Here is a 24,122-nt window from a genome sequence, read left to right on the forward strand (position 1 = left end):
GAGAGGGTTGCGATCAGCGGGCCTTGCCGTAGGCACGCTCCACCTTGGCAATGCGCAGCTCGAAATGCTGGTACCAGGTGGTGTGGCCTTTTTCCTGGGCGATCTGGTGCTCGGCGTTGTGCTTCCATTGACGGATGGCTTCCTCGCTTTCCCAGTAAGACACGGTGATGCCGAAGCCTTCGGCATCGCGGGTGCTTTCAGCGCCCAGATAGCCTGCCTGCTGGCCGGCCAGCTCCACCATGCGCTCGGCCATCTCGCCATAGCCCTGGTCCGTCTGGGTGCGCAGGGAGGTGAAGATGGCGGCGTAGTAGGGTGGCTGGGGCGTGGCGGCAAACAGTACAGACATGGCGGATGGAGGTTCAGCTACGGAAAAGTCGAGAATACTGGTGTTCATGCTGGGCCGAGAGAATGGCCAGCATGGGCGAAAAAGCCTGTCTTGCGTTGTCCGGCAACGCCAGCGCGTATTCGACGGCAGCGGGAATTTCGGAAGTCAGCCGCGCCAAGATGCGCTGGCCGGCGCTCTGGCCCAGGGGCACGGTCTTGATGGCGGCCTGAACCATGTTCTCTGCCCAGCCAAAGGCATAGGCCAGCAGTGCATCACGCGGTGTGGCGCCGGTGCATTGGGCCGCCAGCGAGAAGGCGATGGGGTAGCTGGCATCCTGCGCGCCCAGCCAGTGGACGGAGGCCAGCGGGACTGCTTCGTCGGCGTAGCGGTTTTTCAGCCACTCGGTCAGCGAGCGGCCCATCTGCTCGGTCTGCAGGCGCAGCTCGCTGGTTTCGCGCGTGACTCTTACCCACTGGTTGAGGCTGGCAATGCGCGCCAGATCCGCGCCTTTCCAGGCCGGCATAGCCTGCGCAATCACGGCCATGTCCCCGCGCGACTGGGTCAGATGCAGCTGCTGCACCAGCCAGCCAGCGGCCTCTGATTCCGTTGTGACCAGCGCCGCATTGATGGCCGCTTCAAGCCCTTCCGAATAGGAAAAGCCGCCGATGGGCAGCGCCGGCGAGGCCAGCCACATCAGCTGCAGAAAGCTCTGCGCGCCAAGAGCCAGCAGTGGCTCAGTGGGCGTGGTCATGCGAGTGTCCATGGCCGTGATGATGGTGGCCGTCATTGGTCACATGGCCGCCATAGGCGCCTCCTTCGGGCTCGAAAGGCAGATCGGCCTCGACCACCGTCATATGCATGCTGCGCAGCATATCGGCCAGCACATGGTCGGGTTCGATCTTCAAATGGTCGGGCTGCAGCTCGATCGGCACATGGCGGTTGCCCAGATGGTAGGCCGCGCGCATCAGGTCAAACGGCGTGCCATGCTCAGCACAGGCCGTGATGTGCAGCACTTTTTGCGGTGCGGCCAGCACGCGGATCAGGCTGCCATCTTCGGCCACCAGAACATCGCCGCCGCGCACGGCCTGGCCGCGTGGCAAGAAGACGGCCAGCTCGCGACCCAGGCTGTCGGTAGCGGCAAAGCGGCTCTTCTGACGCACATCCCAGTCCAGCTCCACGGAGGCGGCGCGTTTGAGGATGACGGTGGAAAGGCCCTGGCCCTGGAGCAGCAGTTTGTTGGCAGTCAGCATGGTGAATTCACAATGAAATAAAAGGCCCGGACCAGATTGGCGCGCATGTTGCATGTGCTGCGCATATCAGTGATTTTGATGGTTCGAGCAAGATGACAACTCTTTTGGAAGCTTCGGCAGAAATGGCAGCCCCGACCTCTTTGCATGATGCGCCTGCTGACTGGCAGGGCTGTGGCGCAGCCTATGTGGCGGTGTATGGCACTTTGCGTGCCGGTGGCATCAACGATATTGCCAGGCTCCAGCCGGGCATCGCCTGTGTCGGCAGGACCCAGCTGACCGGAACTTTGCATGACCTGGGCTGGTACCCGGGCCTGAGGCTGCAAGGCACGCAAACCGTGCTGGCCGAGGTCTACCCCATGGACGCAGCGCTGGAGCGGGCCATGGATCGCATCGAAGGCCTGTGGCCCGAAGACCTGGGTGAATACGCCAAGCGCATTCTGACCCTGCCCGTGATGCTGACCCAGGGCGGTCAGCAGTCCATCACCGTGCTGGTGTACGAGGCCATGCCCGCCACCGTGAGCGCTGCGCCGCAGCTCGCCGTCAGTGACTGGCTGGCCTGGTTTGAGGGCAAGGGCATGCAGCATCCGGATACGGAGTTTCAGCTCAACACTGCTCAGAACAGGAAGTAGCGCTGTGCCATGGGCAGGCTGACCGCGGGCTCGCAGGTCAGCAGATCGCCATTGGCGCGCACGGCATAGGTCTGGGCGTCCACCTCCATATGCGGCGCCAGATCGTTGTGGATCATGTGCTGCTTCTTCACATTGCGTATGCCCCTGACCGCCGACAGGGTCTTGTGCAGCCCGAAGCGCTGGCCGATGCCGGCGGCAAGTCCTGCCTGGGAGACAAAGGTCAGTGAAGTTCTGGCAACTGCACCGCCAAAGCTTGCAAACATGGGGCGGTAATGCACGGGCTGAGGCGTGGGAATGGAGGCGTTCGGATCGCCCATGGCCGCCATGGCGATGCTGCCGCCCTTGAGGATGCAAAACGGCTTGACGCCAAAGAAGGCGGGCTTCCAGATCACGATATCGGCCCACTTGCCCACCTCGATGCTGCCCACCTCGTGGCTGATGCCATGGGCAATCGCGGGGTTGATGGTGTATTTGGCGATATAGCGCTTGACGCGGAAGTTGTCGTTGCGCGCGCCGTCTCCACTCAGGGCGCCGCGCTGCAGCTTCATCTTGTGCGCCGTCTGCCAGGTACGCAGAATGACTTCGCCCACGCGACCCATGGCCTGGCTGTCGGAGCTGAACATGCTGATCGCGCCGATATCGTGCAGGATGTCCTCGGCCGCAATCGTTTCCTTGCGGATGCGGCTTTCGGCAAAGGCCAGATCTTCGGCAATGCCGGCGTCCAGGTGGTGGCAGACCATGAGCATGTCCACATGCTCGTCCAGCGTGTTGATGGTGTAGGGGCGCGTGGGGTTGGTGGAGCTGGGCAGCACATTGGCCTCGCCCACCACTTTCAGAATGTCGGGCGCATGGCCTCCCCCCGCGCCTTCGGTGTGGAAGGTGTGAATGGTGCGGCCCTTGAAAGCCGCCACGGTGTCCTCCACAAAGCCGGACTCGTTGAGCGTGTCGGTGTGGATGGCGACCTGAGTGTCGGTGTCTTCGGCCACGTCGAGACAGTTGCTGATGGCGGCCGGCGTGCTGCCCCAGTCCTCGTGCAGCTTCAGGCCGATGGCGCCGGCACTGATCTGCTCGTGCAGGCCGCCTGGCAGGCTGGCATTGCCCTTGCCCAGAAAACCCAGATTCATGGGGAAAGCGTCGGCGGCCTGCAGCATGCGTTCCATATGCCAGGGGCCTGGCGTGCAGGTGGTAGCGAAGGTGCCGGTGGCCGGGCCGGTGCCGCCGCCGATCATGGTGGTCACGCCGCTGGTCAGTGCTTCTTCGATCTGCTGCGGGGCAATGAAATGGATATGGGTGTCGATACCGCCTGCGGTGACGATATTGCCTTCGCAGGAGATGATTTCCGTGCCCGGGCCAATGATGATGTCCACGCCGGGCTGGGTGTCGGGGTTGCCGGCCTTGCCTATGGCCGCAATACGGCCGTCCTTGAGGCCGATGTCGGCCTTGACGATGCCCCAGTGGTCCATGATCAGTGCGTTGGTCAGCACGGTATCGACCGCGCCACCTCCGTCGGGCCCTGTTCCCGTCCCGTTGCGTGTGCGCTGGCTTTGCGCCATGCCGTCGCGGATGGTCTTGCCGCCGCCGAACTTCACTTCCTCACCATAGCCGCCAGCGGCCAGGGTGTAGTCTTTTTCGACCTCGACGATGAGTTCGGTATCGGCCAGGCGCAGGCGGTCACCCACGGTGGGGCCAAAGGTTTCTGCGTAGGCTCGTCGGTCCATGGTGGCCATTGAGGAATCTCCGATTCAGGTATTCAGCGCAGGGACTGCTGCTGGGCTGCCGGTGGCAGGGCGACGGGGCTTGTGCTGAGCAGGTCGCGCAATGTACCCAGTGCCAGGGCCAGCAGCAGTGCGGCGCAGCAGCGGTAGGTAAAACGGCTCCAGTGCGCGGCAGCGCGGCGGAAGAGCCGGTCCACCAAGGCTGCGCAGACAAAGCACCAGAGCAGGGATGAAGTCATGAACCCCGCGAAGAACAGCCCGTAGTCGCTGGCGCCGGGCTGGGTCACTCCCACGGCTCCGAGGGCGCTGCCCATGGCGGCCCAGTAGGCCAGGTTCTGCGGGTTGGTCAGCGACAGGGCCATGCCGCGGCGCAGGGCCTGCTTCTGCGTGGCGGCGGCGGTGGCCGAGGCATCGAGCCGGTGTTCGGTACGCGCGGCCTTCCAGCTGTCCCAGGACAGCCAGAGCAGGTAGGCGGTGCCCGCCAGACCCATCGGCCAGCGCAAGGCGTCGACCTGCATGACCAGACCAATGCCGGCCAGGCCCAGCAAGGCCCAGCTTGCATCGCCCACCAGGGAGCCCAGCTGCACGGCCAGCGCCGGGCGATAGCCGCCGCGCAGACCTTGGCGCACGGTCTCGGCAAACACCGCTCCGGGCGCTGCGTTGAACACCAGGCCCAGGACAAAAGCAGAAGCAAAGAGCATCAGCATGGCAGGTCAGTCCCTGGCCGCTACGGGCAATGGGCCCTGGACCAGACTGCGAAAACCATAGATCTGGCGGTCGCCGCCGATCTCGACCAGCTCCACCGTGCGCTGCTGGCCCGGCTCGAAGCGCACGGCCATGCCACTGGCAATATTCAGGCGCATGCCGTGGGCGGCGGTGCGGTCGAAATCCAGGCCCGCATTGGTTTCGGCGAAGTGGTAGTGCGAGCCGACCTGAATCGGCCGGTCGCTGGCATTGTTCACCACCAGCGTGAGCGTGCGGCGGCCGGGGTTGAGTGCATGGCTGCCCTCGTCAAGAATCAGTTCGCCGGGGATCATCTTTCGCCTCCTTGCGCAAAGGCCTTGTGCTGCGCTGTGCCGGGGTGTTTCATATCAGGCCAGTTTCGTCAGCATGAAAGCGCCGAGTGCAGCGGTGGCGGCACCGCCGAACCGGGCCGCCCATTGGTGGCGCTGCATGACGGCATGACCGAGCACCATGCCAGCGATATGCAGCGTGGCCGAGCCCAGAGCAATGCCCACCAGTGCGCCGACGGCCGCCAGGCCGCTGTCTCCGGCCAGCTCAAAGCCGTGCGCTGCGCCGTGGAAGAAGGCAAACACTGCAGCCAGTGCGGCGGCAACGCCCCAGGGCATTTTTTGCTGGACCAGCACCAGCAGGCCCAGCACCAGCACGGACGCGGCAATCATGGGCTCCACGCCCGGCACCCACAGGCCGGCAAAGCCGGCCACGGCACCCGCCACCAATAGGGCCACAAAGGCCGCAGGTGCACGCCAGGCCGTGCGCGGGCTGGGCATGGTCAGCGCGCTCCAGGCGCCCACGGCCAGCATGGCGGCCAGATGGTCTACACCGGTAAACGGGTGGGCAAAGGCATGGCCCAGGCTGTCGAGAAAGTGGTGATGGCCGCCTGCATCAGAGCCCATATGTGCGAGAGCGGACAGGGGCAGTGCGGTCGCCGCAGCGGCTGTGGTGGCAAGGAGCTTATTGAATTTCATAGCTATCTGCGCTTGATGGATAGGGGTTTGATGGCTGAAAGGCTTGAAGTCTCTGGATGCTGCTTCAGGCGATGGGCTCATGCACGGTGACCAGCTTGGTGCCATCGGGGAAGGTGGCCTCGATCTGGATGTCGGGAATCATCTCGGGGATGCCCTCCATCACATCGGCGCGGGTCAGCACGCTGCGGCCTTCGCTCATGAGCTGGGCCACGGTCCTGCCATCGCGTGCTCCCTCCATCACAAAGGCGCTGATCAGTGCCACGGCCTCGGGGTAGTTGAGCTTGAGGCCACGAGCCATTCGCCGCTCGGCCAGCAGGGCGGCGGTAAAGATCAACAGCTTGTCTTTTTCGCGTGGTGTCAGTTCCATCTTCTTCAATCCCTCAGTCAGCTCGCGCAGTCGGTGGCACCGGCAGAACGCACGCTGGGAGTTTCATGCCCTTTTATGTAGCAAGTGCCATGCCAAAGGCCAGTCTTTATTGCCAGCCTGTAGGCAAGCCGTTGCAGATGTTTTGCACCTTGTTGGTGCTGCCGGCACCCGGTTGTGCACCAGGGTGTATCGGTGAGGCCGCGATGGTGCTTTGTGGTGCATTGGCGAGCCGTAGCGGTGCATTGCATGGCACGAACTTTGCTGTTCTGGTGCATGTACAAAAGACCGTTGAATAGGGGAGGCGCGCAGTGCCTGGGTACCACGGCAAGACTCGCAGTGCTGGTCTTGGGCGGTACGCTGTGGATGGCTTCAGCCGTACAAGCGCAAACAGCCGAGGAAGGCGACAAGGTATTGCCCGAGGTGAGGGTGAATGCCCTGGTCAAAGGCCAGGCGCTGGACGAGTCACAACGCGCGTTTTCCGTCACCGAGTTCAGGCGCGATGAAATTCGCGAGCAGCCCAGACAGGAGGTGGAATCATTGTGGAGCCAGGTACCCGGCATGCATGTCAATCACTACCAGCTCAGCGGTGTGGCCAACGGGCTGGTGCTGCGCGGTTTTGGCGGCGGTGGCCATGGCGGCGATGTGGCGGCCACACTGGATGGCATCCCGCTCAACGAAGCCATGTCGCATGCTGATGGATATTTCGATCTCAATGTGGTGGTGCCGCTGGAGCTGGACAAGGTCAATGTCTATCGCGGTCCCGTGTCGGTGCTGCAGGGCAATTACAACCGAGCAGGGCTGCTGGAGATGCGCACGCGGCGCAGCGGCAGCTATGCGGAGTTCGATGTCAGCGCCGGCTCCCATGGCATGTTCGATGCACAGTCCGCTCTCGGGCGCGAGCTGGAGGGGGGCGATCAGCTCAACCTGGCTACTCAGCATGCACGCGGTGATGGAGCGCGGCCCGCCTCGCGCCATGAGCGCAGCACCCTCAGCGGCACCTGGAAGCACCATGTGCATGAAAAGCTCGATATCTCGCTGTCCGGTCGCTGGCACGAGGCGCGTGGCGACTCGCCCGGCTATCTGACCGAAGCGCAGTGGCGGCAGGACCCACAGGGCAAGGACAGTCGCGTAGTGGGGGATGGTGCCAACAAGCACTTTGGCACGCTGCGCCTGGATGCGCAGTACGCACTGGATGCAGATACCCGGCTGCTGGGTTTTGTCTACGGCACGCAGCAGGATTTTGTGCGCTGGTTCACCCGCCCGCGCAGCTCCACCTGGATGCAGCGCGAGGAGCGCTACGACCGCAGCGTGCTGGGAGCGGGGCTGAATCTCAGTGGCAAGTCGCTTCTGGTGGCGCGCGAGCTGAACTGGATGCTGGGCCTGGAGCAGGTGCGCGAGTCCACGGACTATGGCTACTGGGATGGATTGCTCGACCGCCGGCGCACCGGCCCTGCATTGAGTGATCGCAATACGCGGCTCGACAACACAGCGATCTACGGCCAGGCTGGCTGGCAGCCAACGGCCTGGTTGCAGACCACGGCGGCCCTGCGCTGGGACCACTTTGACGGCCGTTGCCGTCTGCTGGGGGCAGAGGCCGGTGGCGATGAATGCAATCGCATGCAGGGCCGCAGCCATGCCAGCCCCAAGCTGGGAGCACTGGCGCATCTCAATGCCCGCACAGCCGTGCGTGCCAGCTGGTCGCAGGGCTTTGCGCTGCCCAGCGACTTTGCCAAGTACGCGCTGCGCAACAGCGACCTGCATGCGAATATCTTTCGCCAGAGCGAGCTGGGCGTGGAGTGGAAGCCATCGGCCCATTGGCTGATCGATGCCTCGCTCTATCGCATCGGCTCCAGCCATGAAATACGCAACACGGCGCCTGGTGAGTATGAAAACCTGGGCGCGACCGTGCGCAAGGGCGTAGAGCTGCAGCTGCACTGGCTGCCCAGCCGCAACTGGCATGTGGAATGGGCTTATGGCCACAATCGCTCCGAAGTCACGCAGAACGCGGATGCCGCACTGCTGGGCCGGCGCGTGGTGGCCGTGCCCGAGTACACCAGCACCTTGCATGCGCGCTGGATGCCGCGCAGCGATGTCACCTTGCATGGCGTGCTGCGCCATGTGGGGCGTGCGCCCATCAACGCCAGCAATACTGAATGGGCGGGCAGCTATCGCTGGCTGGACCTGGGCCTGCAATACCGCTTGCCCGCAAGCCTGGCGCGCAATGCCAGCCTGAGCCTGTGGCTGCGCAACGCCGCCAACACCCGCTATGCCAGTACCACCACCATGATTGCCGGCCAGCGCCTGGTCGCCCCCGGCGTGCCGCGCAGCGTGCAGCTGGGCCTGCAGTTTTCCTTATGATTTTTCGGAGCTTCCATGTCTGTTTGCAGCACACGTAAAAACATCATCGCGCGCATTCTGTGCACCACGGCTGCTGCCTGGTTGCTATGCGCCCATCCGGCTTCTGCCCATAACGTGTGGCTGGAGCCCGACGCGCAGGGTGGCTATGTCATGCAGTTTGGCGGTCATGAAGGCAGGACCGAAGCCTTCGATCCGGCCAAGCTGCAGCGGGTGCATGCCTATGACCTGCGCGGCCGTGAAGTGCCCAGTGCCGTGCAGAATGTGCAGGGCGGCATCCGCATCAAGCCCGATGCCGGTGCTGCGCTGATCGCAGTGGAGCTCGATAACGGCTATTTCAGCAGTACGGGTGCCGAGGGTGCCATGCTGCCTATGCCCATGGACCAGAACCCCGGTGCGGTTCGCGGCGTTCATGCGCGCAAGTTCCACAAGACCGTGGTGCGCTGGGGTGCCGTCATGCAAAAGCCGCTGGGTCAGATGTTTGAGGTGGTTCCTCTGCAGGGGCAGTCTCCCCATGCCGGTCAGCCGTTCAGGCTGCAGGTGTTGCTGCATGGCAAGCCGCAGCCTGGCGTCAGACTGTCCTGGGGAGAGAATGGCTCTCCCGCGATGACGGACGCGCAGGGTCAGGCGAGCATGACGCCAGTTGTCGGCAGCAATACGTTGCAGGCCATATTGCGTCAGCCGGTGCAGGGCGATCCCAAAACCACCGAGAACAGCTACGAGTATCTGCTGCGCTTTGCCGTGCATTGATGAAGCCGCATTCCGTCAGTTCAAGATCCGTTTCACAGCCTGCCGCCATGACCGATTCCACGCCTGTTGTCCGCCGCACCCGAGAGCAGATTCTGCAAGCCATCCGCGAGGCGGCGATTGCGGAGTTCAGCAGCCATGGTTTCAAGGGCGCATCCACGCAGGCGATCGCAGAAAGAGCGGGTCTGACCAAGCCCCAGCTGCATTACTACATCGAGAGCAAACAGGCCTTGTATGACGAGCTGCTCTATGCGTTGCTGGAGGCCTGGTCGGCGGCATTTGCGTTCGATCCGGCACTCGACGATCCGGCGCAGATCATCGGAAACTATGTGCGGCGCAAGCTGGACTATGCGCTGGACAATCCGGCCCTGTCACGCATCTTCACCAACGAGGTGCTGGGTGGCGGCTTGCGTCTGAACCAATACTGGCCTGTCGCGCTGAGTTCCACGGCGCAGAAGGTGGATCTGATCAACGCCTGGATCGCGCAGGGCCGCATGCGCAGTCTCGATGCGCGCGTGTTGCTCATGCAGATCTGGGGCATGACCCAGCACTATGCGGACTATGCAGTGCAGGCCAGGGTCATGCTGGAGTGCGCCGACGACCAGCCGCTGGATCGCGAGCATATCGCCCGGGAGCTCACCACTTCCGTGCTGCTGAGCTGCGGTCTGGCACCAATTTGAAGACGGTCTGCGCAAGCCTGGTGCAGATGGCAGGGGCGGCAGGCCGCTAGCTCTCCCTGGCGTGTTCTGGCACACCGTTTGCTTAGATTTGACCAGTCGATCAAATCGGATGGTCAATCATGCCCAACACTGCCCCGGATACTCTGGAAACGCCCGTAGAAAAAGGCTTTGAGCTGGTATTGCTGCGTCAGGGATTGCGCTTGCCGGTGGAGCCCGCAGAGCGCATCACCGATGTGCTGCAACTGGCCGGTGTGGCCATAGAGACGGTGTGCGAGCAAGGCATTTGCGGCACTTGCGTCACGCGCTGGACGGCCGGTGATCCCGAGCACCATGACCGCTGCCTGACCGATGAGGAGCGCAGCACGCATGTGGCTTTGTGCTGCGCACGCAATCGCGGCGCGACGCTGACCCTGGATCTTTGAAGGGTCGACATGCGAGTGCTTGTGATCTTTTCTCATCCCGTGGAAACCAGCTATCAGGCCGCATTGCATGCCGAGGTGGTGCAGCAGTTGCGCGGCGCCGGGCATGAGGTCGATGACTGCGACCTGTACGCAGAAGGATTCAATCCCGTGATGTCCCGCGAGGAACGCCTGGGCTATCACGAGGTGCCGCACAACCGGCTGCCGGTACAGCGCTATGTGGACCGCCTGCTGTGGGCCGAGGCCGTGGTCTTCTGCTTCCCGACCTGGTGCTTCGGCCTGCCGGCCATGCTCAAGGGGTTCTTCGACCGCGTGCTGATGCCCGGTGTGGCCTTCGACATCAGCGATCCGCAGAACGTCAGACCGGCACTGACCCATCTCAAGCGCATTGCGGCGGTGGTGACTTACGGGCGTCCGCGCTGGACAGCGCTGTTCATGGGTGATCCACCGCGTAAATGCATCACGCGCTATCTGCGCATCCTCACGGGCGGCAAAGCGCGTATCGACTATCACGCCTGCTACCACATGAACGTGGCAACGCCGTCCCGGCTGCAGTCCTTCAAGGCCCATGTCGGCCGGGCCATGCGCCGCTTTGCCTAGAAGAGCTCTCCATGCCCTCACATCTGACACTTTGCAATGCACGGCTGCCGCGCTGGTTGCTTGCAGCACTGGGGCAGCGCAGCGAGATGCAGCTGTCGCGCCTGGAGATCGCCAACGGGCGCATTGCGGCCATAGCCGCCGAAACTCCAGGCCTGCCGCGCAGCTTCGGCTCCCAGGTCTGGGATCTTCAAGGAGCGCTGGTGCTGCCGACCATGGTGGATGCGCATTTGCATCTGGACAAGGCGTTCACGCTGGAGCGCATGGGGCCGGTGAAGCCGGGCCTGCTGGCCGCGATAGAGGCCATGATGGTGGACAAGCAGAACTGGACTGCGGCCGATGTGCGTCGCCGTGCGGGCCAGGGCCTGCAATGGGCCTATGAAGCCGGTGTTTCGCATGCACGCAGCCATTGCGACTGGTGGGAGCCGGACTCGGTGCCCGTGGCCTGGGAAGTGCTGCGCGAGCTGGCGCAGGAATGGGCGGGGCGCGTGCTGCTTGAGCGCGTCAGCCTGATTCCCCTGCATCTGTATGAGGAACGCAGCATGGCGATGCGTCTGGCCAAGCAGGTGGCGCTCAGTGGCGCGGGCGCCTTGCTCGGCGGCTTTGTCCATTCCACCAACTGGAGCCCGCAGGCCCTGCGCAATCTGCTTGAGGCCGCGCAGCAGCACGGCCTGGACGTGGACCTGCATGTGGATGAGGAACTCAACCCCGCAGCCCAGGGACTGGCCACCACGGCCGCGCTGCTCAAGGAACTGCGCTTCGAAGCCCGCGTGGTCTGCGGCCATACCTGCGCGCTGGCGGCGCAGCCGCTGGAGCAGGCGCTGCGTACGCTGGATGCCGTGGCCGGCACTCCCATCACCATGGTCAGCCTGCCGGTGACGAACCTGCTGCTGCAGGACGCGCAAACCGGTGTCACGCCGCGCCAGCGCGGCCTGACGCTGCTCAAGGAGGCCAGGGCGCGCGGCATACCGCTGATGATCTCCAGCGACAACGTGCAGGACCCTTTCTGTCCGCTGGGCAGTTTCGATCCGCTGGAGGCGCTGACCACCGGCGTGGCGGCAGCGCAGCTGACTTCGGCCTTCGACGAGTGGAGCGACAGCGTCTGTCGCCGCGACTGGCTGGGTCATGGTGTCGGTCGTATGCCGATGCAGCCAGGTTCGGCAGCCGATCTGGTGATCCTTCCTCAGTCCAGCGTCAGCGGCTTTCCATCCCGCAGCCAGCGCCGCGTGGTGATGCGCGAGGGGCGCGTCAGCAACGGCGAGCCGCTGGCTGCCTGGTTCACACCCTGCATTGAACGGAGCGTTGCATGAGCACAGATACCACAGGCATTGCCCAGCCCCTGGCACGTTATGCGGCCTGGCGACGGGCGGGCGATCTGGTGTTCCTGTCGGGCGTGATCGCTGTGGACCCGGGCGCCAATCGCATCGTGCGCGGCTATGCCGACATTCCTGCTGAAGCGGCGGCGCTGATCGGGCGTACCGGTGAATTCAGCACCGACATCAAGGAGGGCCCCATCCTGGCGCAGAGCTGGTGGGTGCTGGACCGCATCCGCCAGACGGTGGAGGCCGCCGGCGGCCAGATGTCGGATGTCTTCAAGCTGGTGCAGTACTTCCGCAATCTGGACCAGTTCCCGCAGTACAGCCGCGTGCGCAAGCTGTTTTTTCCCGGCGAATCACCGGCTTCCACGGTGGTTGAGGTGACGGGCATGTTGCCCACGCCGGACATTCTGATCGAGGTGGAGGCCACGGCCTATCTTCCCTTGCGTTGACCCATTCATCACTCACCCCGGAGAACCCATGCTGCACGGATACACCCCTGCCGACCGCTTTCTGCCCTATCTGAGCTGGACCGAGGTTGCGGCCCTGCCGGACAAGGCCAATACCGTGATCGTGCTGCCTGTGGGCGCCATGGAGCAGCATGGTCCGCATCTGCCCTGCTCGGTGGACGCAACGATTGCGGCGGGCGTGGTCGGCGCCGCCATGGCGCAGCTGCCCGCAGCCGTGCCTGCATTCGCCATGGCCCCCATCGTCTATGGCAAGTCGGAAGAGCACCTGCACTTTCCCGGCACGGTCACCTTGAGCGGCGAAACCCTGCTGGCCACGATCAATGAAATCGGCGAGTCGGTGTATCGCGCAGGCTTTCGAAAGCTGCTGTTCGTCAACGGCCACGGCGGCCAGCCACAGGTGCTGGAGATCGCGGCGCGGGAGCTGCGCCTGCGCCATGGCGACTTCATCGTGGTGCCGAGCTTTACCTGGCGCGTGCCCCATGTCGCAGGCCAGTATCTGTCGAACCTGGAGAAAAAGCTGGCCATGCATGCAGGTCATGCCGAGACCGCGCTGATGCTGGCGCTGGCGCCGCAGACGGTGCACATGGAGCGGGCCGTCATCAACTACCCGCCCGTGTTCCCCTCCAGCCTGCTGTCGCCCGACGGCCGTCCCGCCTGCGCCTGGACCGCACGGGACTTCGGACCCAGCGGCGTGATCGGTGATCCGACCCCCGCAACCGCCGAGCAGGGGCAGGAGATCCTGCAATCCCTGGCCCGCAGCTGGGCCGCCGCCATTGCCGAGCTGCACGAGCTGCAATGGGCCAGCCGCGACGAAGCCACCTGGGGCCGGGCCCAGCATCAGGGGCATGTGGAGCCTGCCCTGGCCTGACGCCTTTTCACGCCTTGCCTGTTTCAAACCTTCGGAGATCCGCCATGATGAAGACTGCCAAACTCCTCAAACCCCTGACCTGCGCGGCCATGCTGGCATGCGGTCTGAGCGGCCTCGGCCATGCCGAGGAAAAATTCGTCTACATGACCAACTGGTATGCCCAGGCCGAGCATGGCGGCTTCTATCAGGCCGTGGCCACAGGGCTGTACAAAAAGCACGGCCTGGATGTCAGCATCAAGATGGGCGGCCCCCAGGTCAATATCACGCAGATGATGGCCGCCGGTCAGGCCGACTGTGTCATGGGCTCCAGCGATCTGCAGATGGTGCAGATGCGCGAGGGCGGTGTTCCCGTGACCACGGTGGCTGCGGTGTTCCAGAAAGATCCGCAGGTGCTGATCGCTCACGAGGATGTGAAGCGGTTCGAGGACCTCAAGGGCAAGACCATTCTGATCGCCGCTTCCGCGCAGCGCGGCTACTGGCCCTGGCTCAAGGCCAAATATGGTTTCACCGACTCCCAGACCCGGCCCTATACCTTCAATATTCAGCCGTTCCTGGTGGACAAGAATTCGGCCCAGCAAGGCTATCTGACTTCCGAGCCCTTTGCGATTCAGAAGGCCGGCGTCAAGGCGAACACGCTGATGTTCAGCGATCAGGGCTTCCCGGCCTATGCCACCACCATCTCCTGCATGGACAAGACGGTCAAGGAGCGCAGCAAGGCGGTGCAGGCCTTTGTCACCGCCTCCATGGAAGGCTGGAAGAGCTATCTGGCCGATCCCGCGCCGGCCAATGCCCTGATCAAGAAAGACAACCCCAACATGACCGATGAACAGCTGGCCTACAGCGTGGGCAAGCTCAAGGAAATGAATATGGTCGCCGGCGGAGATGCCGCCAGGCTGGGCATCGGCGTGATGACCGATGCGCGGGTCAAGGCTAGCTATGACTTCCTGGTCAGCGCCAAGCTGATCGATCCGGCCAAGGTCAAGCAGGCCGATGCCTACAACCTGAGCCTGATTCAAAACATCAAGGTCATGCCCTGAGGGCGTGGGCTGACAGCGGCAGCGAAAGGTGACTATGAGCGGCTCTGAAATTCCCGCAGCAGCAATTCCCGCAGTGGAGGTGCTGTCTGCAGAGAAAACCTATCCCGGCGGCACGCAGGCGTTGCTGCCCGTCGATCTGCGCATCGAAGAGGGCGAATTCGTGACCTTGCTCGGCCCCTCGGGCTGCGGCAAGAGCACCTTGCTCAAGATGGTTGCAGGTCTGCTCGAGCCCAGCGACGGCAGACTGCTGCTTTGGCGCAAGCCGGTGCCGCAGCTGCAGGCCTGCGGCAAGAAGATGGCGTTTGTCTTTCAGCAGCCCACACTCATGCCCTGGTCCAGCGTGCATACCAATGTGCGGCTGCCGCTGGATCTGGCTGGCGTGCCGCGCGCAGAGGCCGATGCGCGCGTCGCGGAGGCACTGCAACTGGTGGGCCTGGCACGCTTTGCCAAGGCCCTGCCGCGCGAGTTGTCCGGAGGCATGCAGATGCGCGTCTCGATTGCCCGCGGCCTGGTGACCGAGCCCGATCTGCTGCTGATGGATGAGCCCTTCGGCGCGCTCGACGAGATCACGCGTCACAAGCTGGACGCGGAGTTGCTGGAGCTTTGGAGCAAGAAGAAGCTGACGGTGATCTTTGTCACCCACTCCATCCACGAGGCCGTCTTTCTGTCCAGCCGGGTGGTGATGATGGCGGCCAGACCGGGACGGGTGGTGGAGGAGTTTCGCATCGATGCCCCCTATCCACGGCCTGCCGACTTCATGCTCGGCCCCGAGTTCGCCCGCCATGCGCAGCAGTTGCAATCGAGCCTGCTGCGCGCCAGTGCCATTGTGGAGGAGAGTCTGTCATGAGCGCCTTGCCCGCTTCCATTCCCGATGATGCGGCCAGGGCCGCCGACAACAGGCCTGCCGCGACCGGCGCGCGTGCGGTGGCTGCCGCCAAGCCCGGCAAGGCGGCCACCCCCTGGCTGCTGCAGCCCAAGGTGCAGCGCGTGCTTTTGCCGGCGCTGGTGGGCCTTGTGCTGCTGCTGGTCTGGCAGGCCCTGGTGACGGGGCTGGAGTTGCCGCCTTATCTGGTGCCTTCGCCGCTGCTGATGCTGCAGACCCTGATAACAGACTGGGCGGCACTCGGCCTGTCCCTGTGGGTCACCGTCAAGATCACCTTGCTGGCCTTTGCCCTGGCCACCGTGGCGGGCGTGCTGATCAGCTTTGTATTCGTGCAGAGCAAGCTGATCGAGACGGCCTTGTTTCCCTATGCCGTGCTGCTGCAGGTGACGCCTATCGTGGCCGTGGCTCCGCTGATCATCATCTGGGTCAAGGACCCGGTGCTGTCCATGGTGATCTGTGCGGCGCTGGTGGCGCTGTTTCCCATCATCAGCAACACCACGCTGGGCCTGCGCAGTGTGGAGCCGGATCTGCTGGCCTACTTCAAGCTCAACCGGGCCACGCGCCTGCAGGTGCTGATGCGCTTGCGCATTCCCAGTGCCTTGCCTTATTTCTTCGGGGGGCTGCGCATCTCCAGCGGCCTGGCACTGATCGGTGCCGTGGTGGCCGAGTTCGTGGCCGGTACCGGCGGGCAGGGGGCAGGTCTTGCCTACCAGATCCTGCAAGCGGGCTTTCAGCTCAACATCCCGCGCATGTTCGCTGCGCTGCTGCTGATTTCGCTGACTGGCGTGGCGCTGTTCGTGCTCATGGCCTGGTGCACACGCCGGGCGCTGGGTGGCTGGCATGCCAGCGAATCCGGTAGCGACTAGCGCTCTAGCCCTTTCTTCATTTCTGCTCCCGTCATGCCCGCAATGTGCGGCATGTGGGCCGACTCATGCCTTGCATTTTTGCGCCACGACCATGAACACCAATCCGATTGCCGAGAACAGCAGCCAGCTGGCCAGCGCCTTGCCTGCGCTGGACTGGATCACCGACTCCCTGAAAGTCTCGCGCCTGTCCCAGGATTTTTCCTGGTTCAGTCCGGTTCTGAAGCAGGCCCTGCAGGGCAAGCGCGGCGACATTGCGGTACGTCCGCGCACCGAGGCCGAGATTGCCCAGGTCGTGGCCCATTGCGCGCGCCGGGGCGTGCCCATCACGCTGCGCGGCAGCGGCACCGGCAACTACGGCCAGAGCACGCCGCTGCACGGCGGCGTGATCCTGGATCTGAGCGGCTACAACAGCCTGTGCTGGGTGCGCGGCAGCGTGGGCCGGGCACAGGCCGGCATACGCCTGGCGGACTTCGACCAGCTGGCGCGCGAGCAGGGGCAGGAGCTGCGCTGGCTGCCGTCCACCTACCGCAGCGCCACCCTGGGCGGTCTGTTTGGCGGTGGTTTCGGCGGCGCCGGCTCCATCACCTACGGGCCGCTCGCCTCTGCGGGCAATGTGCTGGCCGCGCGCGTGATGACGGTAGAGGCCGAGCCGCGCATTCTGGAGCTGCGCGGTGCCGACGCCATGCGCCTGCACCACACCTATGGCACGACCGGCATCGTGCTTGAGCTCGAAGTGGCGCTGGCAGATGCCACGAACTGGACGGAATGCATTGCCACGTTCACGGGCTTTGACGAGGCACTGGGCTTTGCGCAGCAGCTGGGCAATGCTCCGGGGATCCGCAAGAAGGAACTGAGCCTGATGGCGGCTCCGGTGCCGGCCTATTTCACCAGTCTGGCCGAGCATCTGCCCCCGGGCTGCCACGCGGTCATTGCGCTGGTGGCGCCCGAGGCCGAGGAGGCCATGCAGCTGTTGCTGGAGCGTCACGGCGGCACCCTCAGCTACTGCGAGCGCGGGCGCTGGTCTGCGCAGCCGGCTGCGGGCTACAAATCGCTGATCGAGTATTGCTGGAACCATACGACCCTGCATGCGCTGAAGCTGGATCGGGAGCTGACCTATCTGCAGACCGGCTACAACCCCGCAAGGTTTGGCGAGCAGCTCAAGGCCTTGCGCAGCGAGCTCGGTGACGAGGTCCTGTTCCATCTGGAGTTTCTGCGCACCAAGGAGGGACTGTTCAACTGCAGCGGGCTGGAGCTGGTGCGCTTCAGCTCGGCCGAGCGGCTCAACGCGATCATGGATATCTATCGCAAGCATGGCGTGCAGATCAACAATCCTCATGTCTATGTGGTGGAAGACGGCAAGGCCAACAACCAGCTCGATCCCGCGCTGCTGCAGACCAAGGCCGATCTCGATCCCTTGAACCTGCTCAATCCCGGCAAGCTGCGCAGTGCAGCGCTGCCGGCCTGTATCCAGACGGACTGAGGCAGTCATGCACTTCAATAGTGCCGGCAGCCCGGTGCGGTCTGCATCTGGTGCATGGGGCACTGCAATGGTGCTCGCTGACGGCCGTTGCTGAGCGCAGGAAGACGCATTCGGGCCGTGCCTGCCCCAAAAGAGGCAGCGGCGCCGATTCCGGCGGCTTCCTGGCCATGCTGCGAGGGACTGGCACGGTAATTGCACTTCAGGTTCTGCGGTCAATGTGACCGAACAAAACCTCCTGGGAGTGCTGAAATGAATCGTCGCGGAACCCTCACAACACTGGCTGCATCCATGGCTCTGGGCCTGGGATTGACTTCTCAGGTGCTGGCTGCAGACACCATCAAGGTGGGTGTGTTGCACAGCCTCTCGGGCACCATGGCCATCTCCGAGACCGTGCTCAAGGACACGGTGCTGATGGCCATCGACGACATCAATGCCAAGGGCGGCGTGATGGGCAAGAAGCTGGAGCCCGTGGTGGTGGACCCGGCCTCCAACTGGCCGCTGTTTGCCGAAAAGGCCAAGCAGCTGATCACCCAGGACAAGGTGGCCGTGGTCTTCGGTTGCTGGACCAGCGTGTCGCGCAAGTCCGTGCTGCCGGTGTTCGAGCAGAACAACGGCCTGCTGTTCTACCCCGTGCAGTACGAGGGCGAGGAACTCTCCAAGAACGTCTTCTACACCGGTGCCGCGCCCAACCAGCAGGCCATTCCCGCTGTCGAGTACCTGATGAGCAAGGAAGGCGGCGGTGCCAAGCGCTTTGTGCTGCTGGGCACGGACTATGTGTACCCGCGCACCACCAACAAGATTCTGCGTGCCTTCCTCAAGTCCAAGGGCGTGAAGGATTCCGACATCATGGAAACCTACACTCCCTTCGGCCACAGCGACTACCAGACCATCGTGGCCGATGTGAAGAAGTTCTCCACCGGTGGCAAGACCGCCGTGATCTCCACCATCAACGGCGACTCCAATGTGCCCTTCTACAAGGAGCTGGGCAATGCCGGCCTCAAGGCCAAGGATGTACCGGTCGTGGCCTTCAGCGTGGGTGAGGAAGAGCTGCGTGGTGTGGACACCAAGCCTCTGGTCGGTCACCTGGCGGCATGGAACTACTTCATGAGCGTGAAGAACCCGACCAACACGGCCTTCATCAAGCAGTGGGGCGATTACGCCAAGGCCAAGAACATCGCCGGCCACAAGGACAAGCCGCTGACCAACGACCCGATGGAAGCCACCTGGGTCGGCATCCACATGTGGAAGCAGGCCGTGGAGAAAGCCAAGAGCACGGATACCGACAAGGTGATCGCCGCCATGGCCGGCCAGACCTTTACCGCACCCAGCGGCTTCACCCTGAAGATGGACGAGAAGAACCACCATCTGCACAAGCCTGTGATGGTTGGCGAGATCAAGGCAGACGGTCAGTTCAGCGTGGTCTGGAAGACCAAGGGTCCGATCAAGGCCCAGCCCTGGAGCCCGTATATCGAAGGCAACGACAAGAAGAAGGACGAGCCCAACGGCAAGAGCTCCTGATTCGCTCCCGCGGACTGGAGAGGTCTGGTGGGCTCTCCAGTCCTGAAGAGATAGCTGCTTGCGCTTTATTGACAAGGGCTGCAGCGCTAGAAACCTGAAATTCCTATGAACATACTGCGCAAGTCATTGAGGCTGGCATTGTCCGCCGGACTGGGCTCGTTGCTGAGCTTTGCCAGTCACGCACTGACAACCGAGCAGGCCTATGCCATGGCTGCGGCAGACGACTCCGAGCAGCGCGTGCTGGCGATCAATCAGGCCGTGCTGGCGCCGGATGCACAGACCGACGGCGGTCGCCTGTCGGCCTATCTCGGCGCGCTCGCCAACGATGAAGTGCGCGTGTCCCAGGGCAAGGTCTATGTGACGAGCGGCGACGCGGTCACCGACCCGGTGACCGGCCAGGCCGCCCAACTCCCGACGGATGCTGAGGAGGTCGTCAGCAACAATTACCTGCGCTCGGTCATCGACACGGCGCAGGCTGCGCTGGCGTTGGGCAGCAGCGATGTGCAGGCGCGCCGCAAGGCTGCCGAGCAACTGGCCTCCGAGCCTGATGCCGGGCGGCTTCCCCTGATCGAAAAAGCGCTGGCCACTGAACAGGACGGGCAGGTCAGAGCGCTGCTGGAGCGCAGCCAGGCTGCCAGCCTGCTGGGCAGCGACGAGGTGCAGCAGCGTCTGAAGGCGGTGGAGCAGCTGTCGCGCCAGCAGACGCCGGAGACGCAGCTGCTGCTGAACCAGCGCCTGTCCGAAGAGTCCGATCCCGGCGTGCAAAAGGCCATCAAGGCCGCGCTGGCCGGCATTGCCGAAGGCCTGGCCTGGGGCGACAGGCTGGGGGCGATCTTCAGCGGCATCAGCCTGGGCTCGGTGCTGTTGCTGGCGGCGCTGGGTCTGGCCATCACCTACGGCCTGATGGGCGTCATCAACATGGCGCACGGCGAGCTGATCATGATCGGTGCCTATGCGACCTATCTGGTGCAGGTCGCATTCCAGCGCTGGCTGCCCGAGGCCTGGTTTGGCTGGTATCTGGTGGTGGCCGTTCCCGTGGCCTTTCTGGCTTCGGCGCTGGTGGGTGCGGTGCTGGAGCGCGGCGTGATCCGCTTTCTCTACGGCCGCCCGCTGGAGACCCTGCTGGCCACCTTCGGCATCAGCCTGGTGCTGCAGCAGACCGTGCGCAGCCTTTTCGGAGCGCAGAACGTGGGTGTGGAAAACCCCGTCTGGATGAGCGGCGGGATCGCGCTGCTGCCCAATCTGACCCTGCCCTGGAACCGCATCGCCATCATCGTCTTTGCGTTCGCCGTGCTGGCGGGCGTGGCCTTCATGATTGCCAGAACGCGGCTGGGCCTGTTCGTGCGCGGCGTGACACAGAACCGCGCCATGGCTTCCTGTGTGGGCGTCAACACGGCACGCACCGACACCTATGCGTTTGCACTGGGCTCCGGTATCGCCGGTCTTGCCGGCTGCGCCCTGAGCCAGATCGGCAATGTGGGTCCGGATCTGGGGCAGAACTACATCGTGGACAGTTTCCTGGTGGTGGTGCTGGGCGGTGTAGGGCAGCTGGCGGGCACCGTCTATGCGGCTCTGGGACTGGGCGTGCTCAGCAAGCTGCTGGAAGGCTGGACCGGAGCCGTGCTGGCCAAGATCGCCGTGCTGCTGTTCATCGTGGTCTTCATTCAAAAGCGTCCGCAAGGCATCTTTGCCTTGAAGGGCCGCAGTGCGGAAACATGAAACACCCCCTGAGTCGCTTCGCGACCTCCCCCGCTCTCGCATTGCTGCGCGCTGCGGGCAGGGGACGACACCCTCGCTGCGGGGCGGCCCTTGCTCGGTGTCTCGTACCTGGGCCGCGCCAGCTGCGCAGGCCATGTGCCTTGCTCGACTTGAGGGAAAACTGACATGACAACCCAATTCATACCCATCGAACTGCCCAAGCCAGCGCCGCTGCTATCCGCCAAGGGCTGGACGGCATTTCTGCTGGCCCTGACCATGGTCTGCGCCGTGGCTCCCGCACTCAATCTGTGGGTGCCCGAGGGCAGTGCGCTGCACCTTTCCGACTACATGCTGGGCCTGCTGGGCAAGTTCATGTGCTATGCCATCTGCGCGCTGGCGATTGATCTGATCTGGGGCTATACCGGCATCCTGAGCCTGGGCCACGGCCTGTTCTTCGCACTGGGCGGCTATGTGATGGGCATGTACCTGATGCGCGAGGCCGCAGGCCCTGATGCGTTGCCCGCCTTCATGGGCTTTCTGGACTGGAAGGAGCAGCCCTGGCACTGGGCGCTGTCGGGCAGCTTTGCCGCCACCGTGTTGCTGGTGTTTCTGGTGCCGGGCCTGATCGGCGGGCTGTTCGGCTACTTCGCCTTTCGCTCGCGCATCAAGGGCGTGTATTTCTCCATCATCACCCAGGCCCTGACCTACGCGGCCATGCTGCTGTTCTTCCGCAACGAGACCGGTTTTGGCGGCAACAACGGCTTCACGGGCTTCAAGACCCTGCTGGGTTTTTCCGTCAACTCGCAAGCCATGCATGTGCTGCTGTTCGCGCTGTCGGGGCTGGCGCTGCTGGGCTGCTTCCTGTTCTCGCGCTGGCTGATGCGCAGCAAGTACGGCCGCGTGCTGCAGGCCGTACGCGATGCCGAATCGCGCACCATGTTCTGCGGCTACAACCCGCTGCCCTACAAGCTGTCGATCTGGGTCATCTCGGCCATGATGTGCGGCCTGGCGGGCGCGCTGTATGTGCCCCAGGTGGGCATCATCAACCCCAGCGAGATGAGCGTGGGAAACTCCATCGAAATGGCGGTGTGGACGGCCGTGGGCGGACGTGCCTCGCTGGTCGGCCCCATCATCGGCGCGTTTGCCGTCAATGGCGGCAAGAGCTGGCTCACCGTGGCCGCACCCGAGTACTGGCTGTACGTACTGGGTGCGCTGTTCATCGTCGTGACGCTGTTCATGCCGGGAGGACTGATCCGGCTGCCGCAGCAGCTTCGCCAGTGGCGTGAGAAGCGCAAGGCGCAGGCCCCGGTGCCGTTGAACCAGACTGCAGTCGCAGCTGCCAAAACCGCTGCCGAGCCGGCTTCTGCCGATGCCATCGAAGGAGTGCGCGCATGACCCCCGATCTGATGCAGGAAGGCGAGCAGCGCCTGGCCTCCTACCAGCAGCGCGAAGCCGCGCTGCGCACCGAATCCGGCGGTCGCAACGCCAGTCTGGCTCGCCCCGTGGTGGCCGGCGAAGTGGATGTGACCCATGGCCGAATTCTCTATCTCGAAGACGTGCATGTGAGCTTCGACGGCTTCAAGGCCATCAACGGTCTGAGTCTCGATATCGCGCCCGGCGAGCTGCGCTGCATCATCGGTCCCAATGGCGCGGGCAAGACCACGATGATGGACATCATCACCGGCAAGACCCGACCCGACAGCGGCACGGTGTTCTTCGGCTCCACCATCGATCTGCTGCGCTACAAGGAGCCCGAGATCGCGGCCATGGGCATTGGCCGCAAGTTCCAGAAGCCCACGGTGTTCGAGCAGCTCAGCGTGTTCGAGAACCTGGAGCTGGCGCTCAAGACCCACAAGGGCATTGCCTCCTCCATGCTGTTCAAGCTCAACGGCGCGCAGAAGGACCGGATTGCCGAGGTGCTGCACACCATTCATCTGGCAGGCAGCGTAACGCGCCAGGCCGGGCTGCTCAGTCACGGACAGAAGCAGTGGCTGGAGATCGGCATGCTGCTGGTGCAGGAGCCCAAGCTGCTGCTGCTCGACGAGCCTGTGGCCGGCATGACCGACGAGGAAACGGTGCGCACGGCCGAGCTGTTTCTGACGCTCAAGGGCAAGCATTCGCTGATGGTGGTGGAGCACGACATGAGCTTTATCGACACCATCAGCGAGAAGGTCACGGTGCTTTGCGATGGCTCGGTACTGGCTGAGGGAACGCTGGCCGAGGTGCAAGCCGACGAGCGCGTGATCGAGGTGTACCTTGGGAGGTAGCCCCCTGAGGCACTTTGCCTGGGCGGCCCCGCGCCTTCCCCCTCTCTCTACGCGCTTCGCGCTAAGGGAGGGGGACGACTGCTTCGGTGCGCGGCGGCGCTTCCTCGCTGTCTCGTTAATTGGGTAGCGCCAGTTTCAAACGTCATGCGCTCCGCAGATAGTCAAATTAGATAGCTGCTTGCGCTTGCTGTGTAAGCGTTAGAGGTCGAAAATGCTTAAAGTTCAGAACCTGCATCAGTACTACGGCGGCTCGCATATCCTGCGGGACGTGAATTTCACGGCCGAGATCGGCAAGGTCACGGTGCTGCTGGGCCGCAACGGCGTGGGCAAGACCACCTTGCTCAAAAGCCTGATGGGGCTGGTTCCCATCAGAAGCGGCGGCATTGAATGGCAGGGCCGCGATATCGCGCGCAGGACGCCCTATGAGCGCGCGCGCAGCGGCATCGGCTATGTGCCCCAGGGGCGCGAAATCTTCTCGCGCCTGTCGGTGGAAGACAATCTGCGCATGGGTCTGTCCTATTGTTCGGCAGGCACCCGGATTCCGGGCGAGCTGTACGAGCTGTTCCCAGTGCTGAGGCAGATGCTGCACCGCCGTGGCGGCGATCTCTCGGGCGGGCAGCAGCAGCAGCTGGCCATTGCGCGCGCACTGGCGCCGCAGCCCAAGATCCTGATCCTGGATGAGCCCACCGAGGGCATACAGCCCAGCATCATCAAGGACATCGGCCGCGTGATCCGCATGCTGGCCAATCGCGGAGACATGGCCATCCTGCTGTGCGAGCAGTACTACGACTTTGCCGAGGAGCTGGCTGACCACTATGTGGTGATGGAGCGCGGCGAGGTGATCGCATCGGGCCCGGGCAGCGAGATGCAGGAGAAGAATGTGCGCTCACTGGTGGCGATTTGAATATCGGGCGGAGAAAAAAAGG

Annotated in this window: 25 protein-coding genes and 1 pseudogene; 18 read left to right on the forward strand and 8 right to left on the reverse strand. The window is 63.8% G+C overall.

Annotated elements, in window-relative coordinates:
• Positions 1–13: 13 nt before the first annotated feature.
• From CTATCC11996_RS22660 to ureE, 3 genes and pseudogenes are all read right to left on the reverse strand, one after another.
• Complete coding sequence (locus CTATCC11996_RS22660; RefSeq protein ID WP_003080965.1) at positions 14–346, reverse strand: antibiotic biosynthesis monooxygenase family protein; 333 nt, start codon at positions 344–346, stop codon at positions 14–16.
• A 13-nt stretch (positions 347–359) separates the two neighbouring features.
• Positions 360–1,076, reverse strand: a complete 717-nt coding sequence (locus tag CTATCC11996_RS22665; RefSeq protein ID WP_034350131.1) for an urease accessory protein UreF — start codon at positions 1,074–1,076, stop codon at positions 360–362.
• Positions 1,063–1,575 (reverse strand): annotated as a pseudogene (gene ureE / locus CTATCC11996_RS22670) (urease accessory protein UreE); the annotation flags it as partial. The gene CTATCC11996_RS22665 and the pseudogene ureE, both read right to left, overlap by 14 nt.
• A 122-nt stretch (positions 1,576–1,697) precedes the next feature.
• Here ureE and CTATCC11996_RS22675 point away from each other — a divergent pair.
• A complete protein-coding gene (locus CTATCC11996_RS22675) occupies positions 1,698–2,204 on the forward strand; it encodes a gamma-glutamylcyclotransferase family protein (RefSeq protein ID WP_003080972.1) in 507 nt (168 codons plus the stop codon).
• Here the strand turns inward: CTATCC11996_RS22675 and ureC are convergent.
• The 5 genes from ureC to CTATCC11996_RS22700 form a co-directional block, all read right to left on the reverse strand.
• The gene (gene ureC, locus CTATCC11996_RS22680; protein WP_003080975.1) at positions 2,189–3,931 is read right to left on the reverse strand and encodes an urease subunit alpha; all 1,743 of its coding nucleotides are present in this window, start codon (positions 3,929–3,931) and stop codon (positions 2,189–2,191) included. The genes CTATCC11996_RS22675 and ureC overlap by 16 nt on opposite strands.
• Before the next feature lie 23 nt (positions 3,932–3,954).
• On the reverse strand, positions 3,955–4,626 hold the full coding sequence (locus tag CTATCC11996_RS22685; RefSeq protein WP_003080976.1) for a LysE family transporter: 672 nt from the start codon (positions 4,624–4,626) through the stop codon (positions 3,955–3,957).
• Between the two features lie 6 nt (positions 4,627–4,632).
• A complete protein-coding gene (locus CTATCC11996_RS22690; protein ID WP_003080979.1) occupies positions 4,633–4,956 on the reverse strand; it encodes an urease subunit beta in 324 nt (107 codons plus the stop codon).
• A gap of 54 nt (positions 4,957–5,010) precedes the next feature.
• Positions 5,011–5,628: a HupE/UreJ family protein gene (locus tag CTATCC11996_RS22695; RefSeq protein WP_003080980.1), complete on the reverse strand. Its 618-nt coding sequence runs from the start codon at positions 5,626–5,628 to the stop codon at positions 5,011–5,013.
• A gap of 64 nt (positions 5,629–5,692) precedes the next feature.
• Positions 5,693–5,995 carry an urease subunit gamma gene (locus CTATCC11996_RS22700; protein ID WP_003068240.1) on the reverse strand — a complete coding sequence of 101 codons (303 nt, stop codon included), beginning with the start codon at positions 5,993–5,995 and terminating at the stop codon, positions 5,693–5,695.
• A 246-nt stretch (positions 5,996–6,241) separates the two neighbouring features.
• On the opposite strand from CTATCC11996_RS22700, the gene CTATCC11996_RS22705 reads away from it, so the two are divergent.
• From CTATCC11996_RS22705 to urtE, 17 genes are all read left to right on the forward strand, one after another.
• Positions 6,242–8,353 carry a TonB-dependent receptor gene (locus tag CTATCC11996_RS22705; protein WP_238532437.1) on the forward strand — a complete coding sequence of 704 codons (2,112 nt, stop codon included), beginning with the start codon at positions 6,242–6,244 and terminating at the stop codon, positions 8,351–8,353.
• Positions 8,354–8,368: 15 nt separating this feature from the next.
• Positions 8,369–9,100, forward strand: a complete 732-nt coding sequence (locus CTATCC11996_RS22710) for a DUF4198 domain-containing protein (RefSeq protein ID WP_003080982.1) — start codon at positions 8,369–8,371, stop codon at positions 9,098–9,100.
• Between the two features lie 47 nt (positions 9,101–9,147).
• Positions 9,148–9,777 (forward strand): TetR family transcriptional regulator C-terminal domain-containing protein, encoded by a 630-nt coding sequence (locus CTATCC11996_RS22715; protein WP_003080983.1) that lies wholly within the window; start codon positions 9,148–9,150, stop codon positions 9,775–9,777.
• Between the two features lie 119 nt (positions 9,778–9,896).
• A complete protein-coding gene (locus tag CTATCC11996_RS22720; protein ID WP_003080984.1) occupies positions 9,897–10,199 on the forward strand; it encodes a 2Fe-2S iron-sulfur cluster-binding protein in 303 nt (100 codons plus the stop codon).
• A 9-nt stretch (positions 10,200–10,208) separates the two neighbouring features.
• A complete protein-coding gene (locus CTATCC11996_RS22725) occupies positions 10,209–10,796 on the forward strand; it encodes an NAD(P)H-dependent oxidoreductase (protein WP_003080985.1) in 588 nt (195 codons plus the stop codon).
• 11 nt (positions 10,797–10,807) lie between these two features.
• Complete coding sequence (locus CTATCC11996_RS22730; RefSeq protein WP_003080986.1) at positions 10,808–12,103, forward strand: amidohydrolase family protein; 1,296 nt, start codon at positions 10,808–10,810, stop codon at positions 12,101–12,103.
• Entirely contained in the window at positions 12,100–12,561 is a 462-nt protein-coding gene (locus tag CTATCC11996_RS22735; protein ID WP_003080988.1) for a RidA family protein, read from the forward strand. The genes CTATCC11996_RS22730 and CTATCC11996_RS22735 overlap by 4 nt, the downstream gene beginning before the upstream one ends.
• A gap of 28 nt (positions 12,562–12,589) precedes the next feature.
• The gene (locus CTATCC11996_RS22740) at positions 12,590–13,447 is read left to right on the forward strand and encodes a creatininase family protein (RefSeq protein WP_003060635.1); all 858 of its coding nucleotides are present in this window, start codon (positions 12,590–12,592) and stop codon (positions 13,445–13,447) included.
• A 44-nt stretch (positions 13,448–13,491) separates the two neighbouring features.
• Positions 13,492–14,484, forward strand: a complete 993-nt coding sequence (locus CTATCC11996_RS22745; protein WP_003080992.1) for an ABC transporter substrate-binding protein — start codon at positions 13,492–13,494, stop codon at positions 14,482–14,484.
• 34 nt (positions 14,485–14,518) lie between these two features.
• Entirely contained in the window at positions 14,519–15,331 is an 813-nt protein-coding gene (locus CTATCC11996_RS22750) for an ABC transporter ATP-binding protein (protein ID WP_003080995.1), read from the forward strand.
• Positions 15,328–16,233: an ABC transporter permease gene (locus CTATCC11996_RS22755; RefSeq protein WP_003080999.1), complete on the forward strand. Its 906-nt coding sequence runs from the start codon at positions 15,328–15,330 to the stop codon at positions 16,231–16,233. The genes CTATCC11996_RS22750 and CTATCC11996_RS22755 overlap by 4 nt, the downstream gene beginning before the upstream one ends.
• Positions 16,234–16,324: 91 nt before the next feature.
• Positions 16,325–17,713 (forward strand): FAD-binding oxidoreductase, encoded by a 1,389-nt coding sequence (locus CTATCC11996_RS22760; protein WP_003081002.1) that lies wholly within the window; start codon positions 16,325–16,327, stop codon positions 17,711–17,713.
• Between the two features lie 249 nt (positions 17,714–17,962).
• Complete coding sequence (gene urtA, locus CTATCC11996_RS22765; protein ID WP_003060644.1) at positions 17,963–19,231, forward strand: urea ABC transporter substrate-binding protein; 1,269 nt, start codon at positions 17,963–17,965, stop codon at positions 19,229–19,231.
• 105 nt (positions 19,232–19,336) lie between these two features.
• Complete coding sequence (gene urtB, locus CTATCC11996_RS22770) at positions 19,337–20,950, forward strand: urea ABC transporter permease subunit UrtB (protein ID WP_003081005.1); 1,614 nt, start codon at positions 19,337–19,339, stop codon at positions 20,948–20,950.
• Positions 20,951–21,115: 165 nt separating this feature from the next.
• Positions 21,116–22,324: an urea ABC transporter permease subunit UrtC gene (gene urtC / locus CTATCC11996_RS22775; RefSeq protein ID WP_003081008.1), complete on the forward strand. Its 1,209-nt coding sequence runs from the start codon at positions 21,116–21,118 to the stop codon at positions 22,322–22,324.
• Positions 22,321–23,196: an urea ABC transporter ATP-binding protein UrtD gene (gene urtD, locus CTATCC11996_RS22780; RefSeq protein WP_003081012.1), complete on the forward strand. Its 876-nt coding sequence runs from the start codon at positions 22,321–22,323 to the stop codon at positions 23,194–23,196. Before urtC ends, urtD begins: the two co-directional genes overlap by 4 nt.
• A 211-nt stretch (positions 23,197–23,407) precedes the next feature.
• The gene (gene urtE, locus CTATCC11996_RS22785) at positions 23,408–24,100 is read left to right on the forward strand and encodes an urea ABC transporter ATP-binding subunit UrtE (RefSeq protein WP_003081014.1); all 693 of its coding nucleotides are present in this window, start codon (positions 23,408–23,410) and stop codon (positions 24,098–24,100) included.
• The last annotated feature ends 22 nt before the right edge of the window (positions 24,101–24,122 follow it).

This window comes from Comamonas testosteroni ATCC 11996, assembly GCF_000241525.1.
In the GTDB taxonomy this organism is placed as follows: Bacteria; Pseudomonadota; Gammaproteobacteria; order Burkholderiales; family Burkholderiaceae_C; genus Comamonas; species Comamonas testosteroni.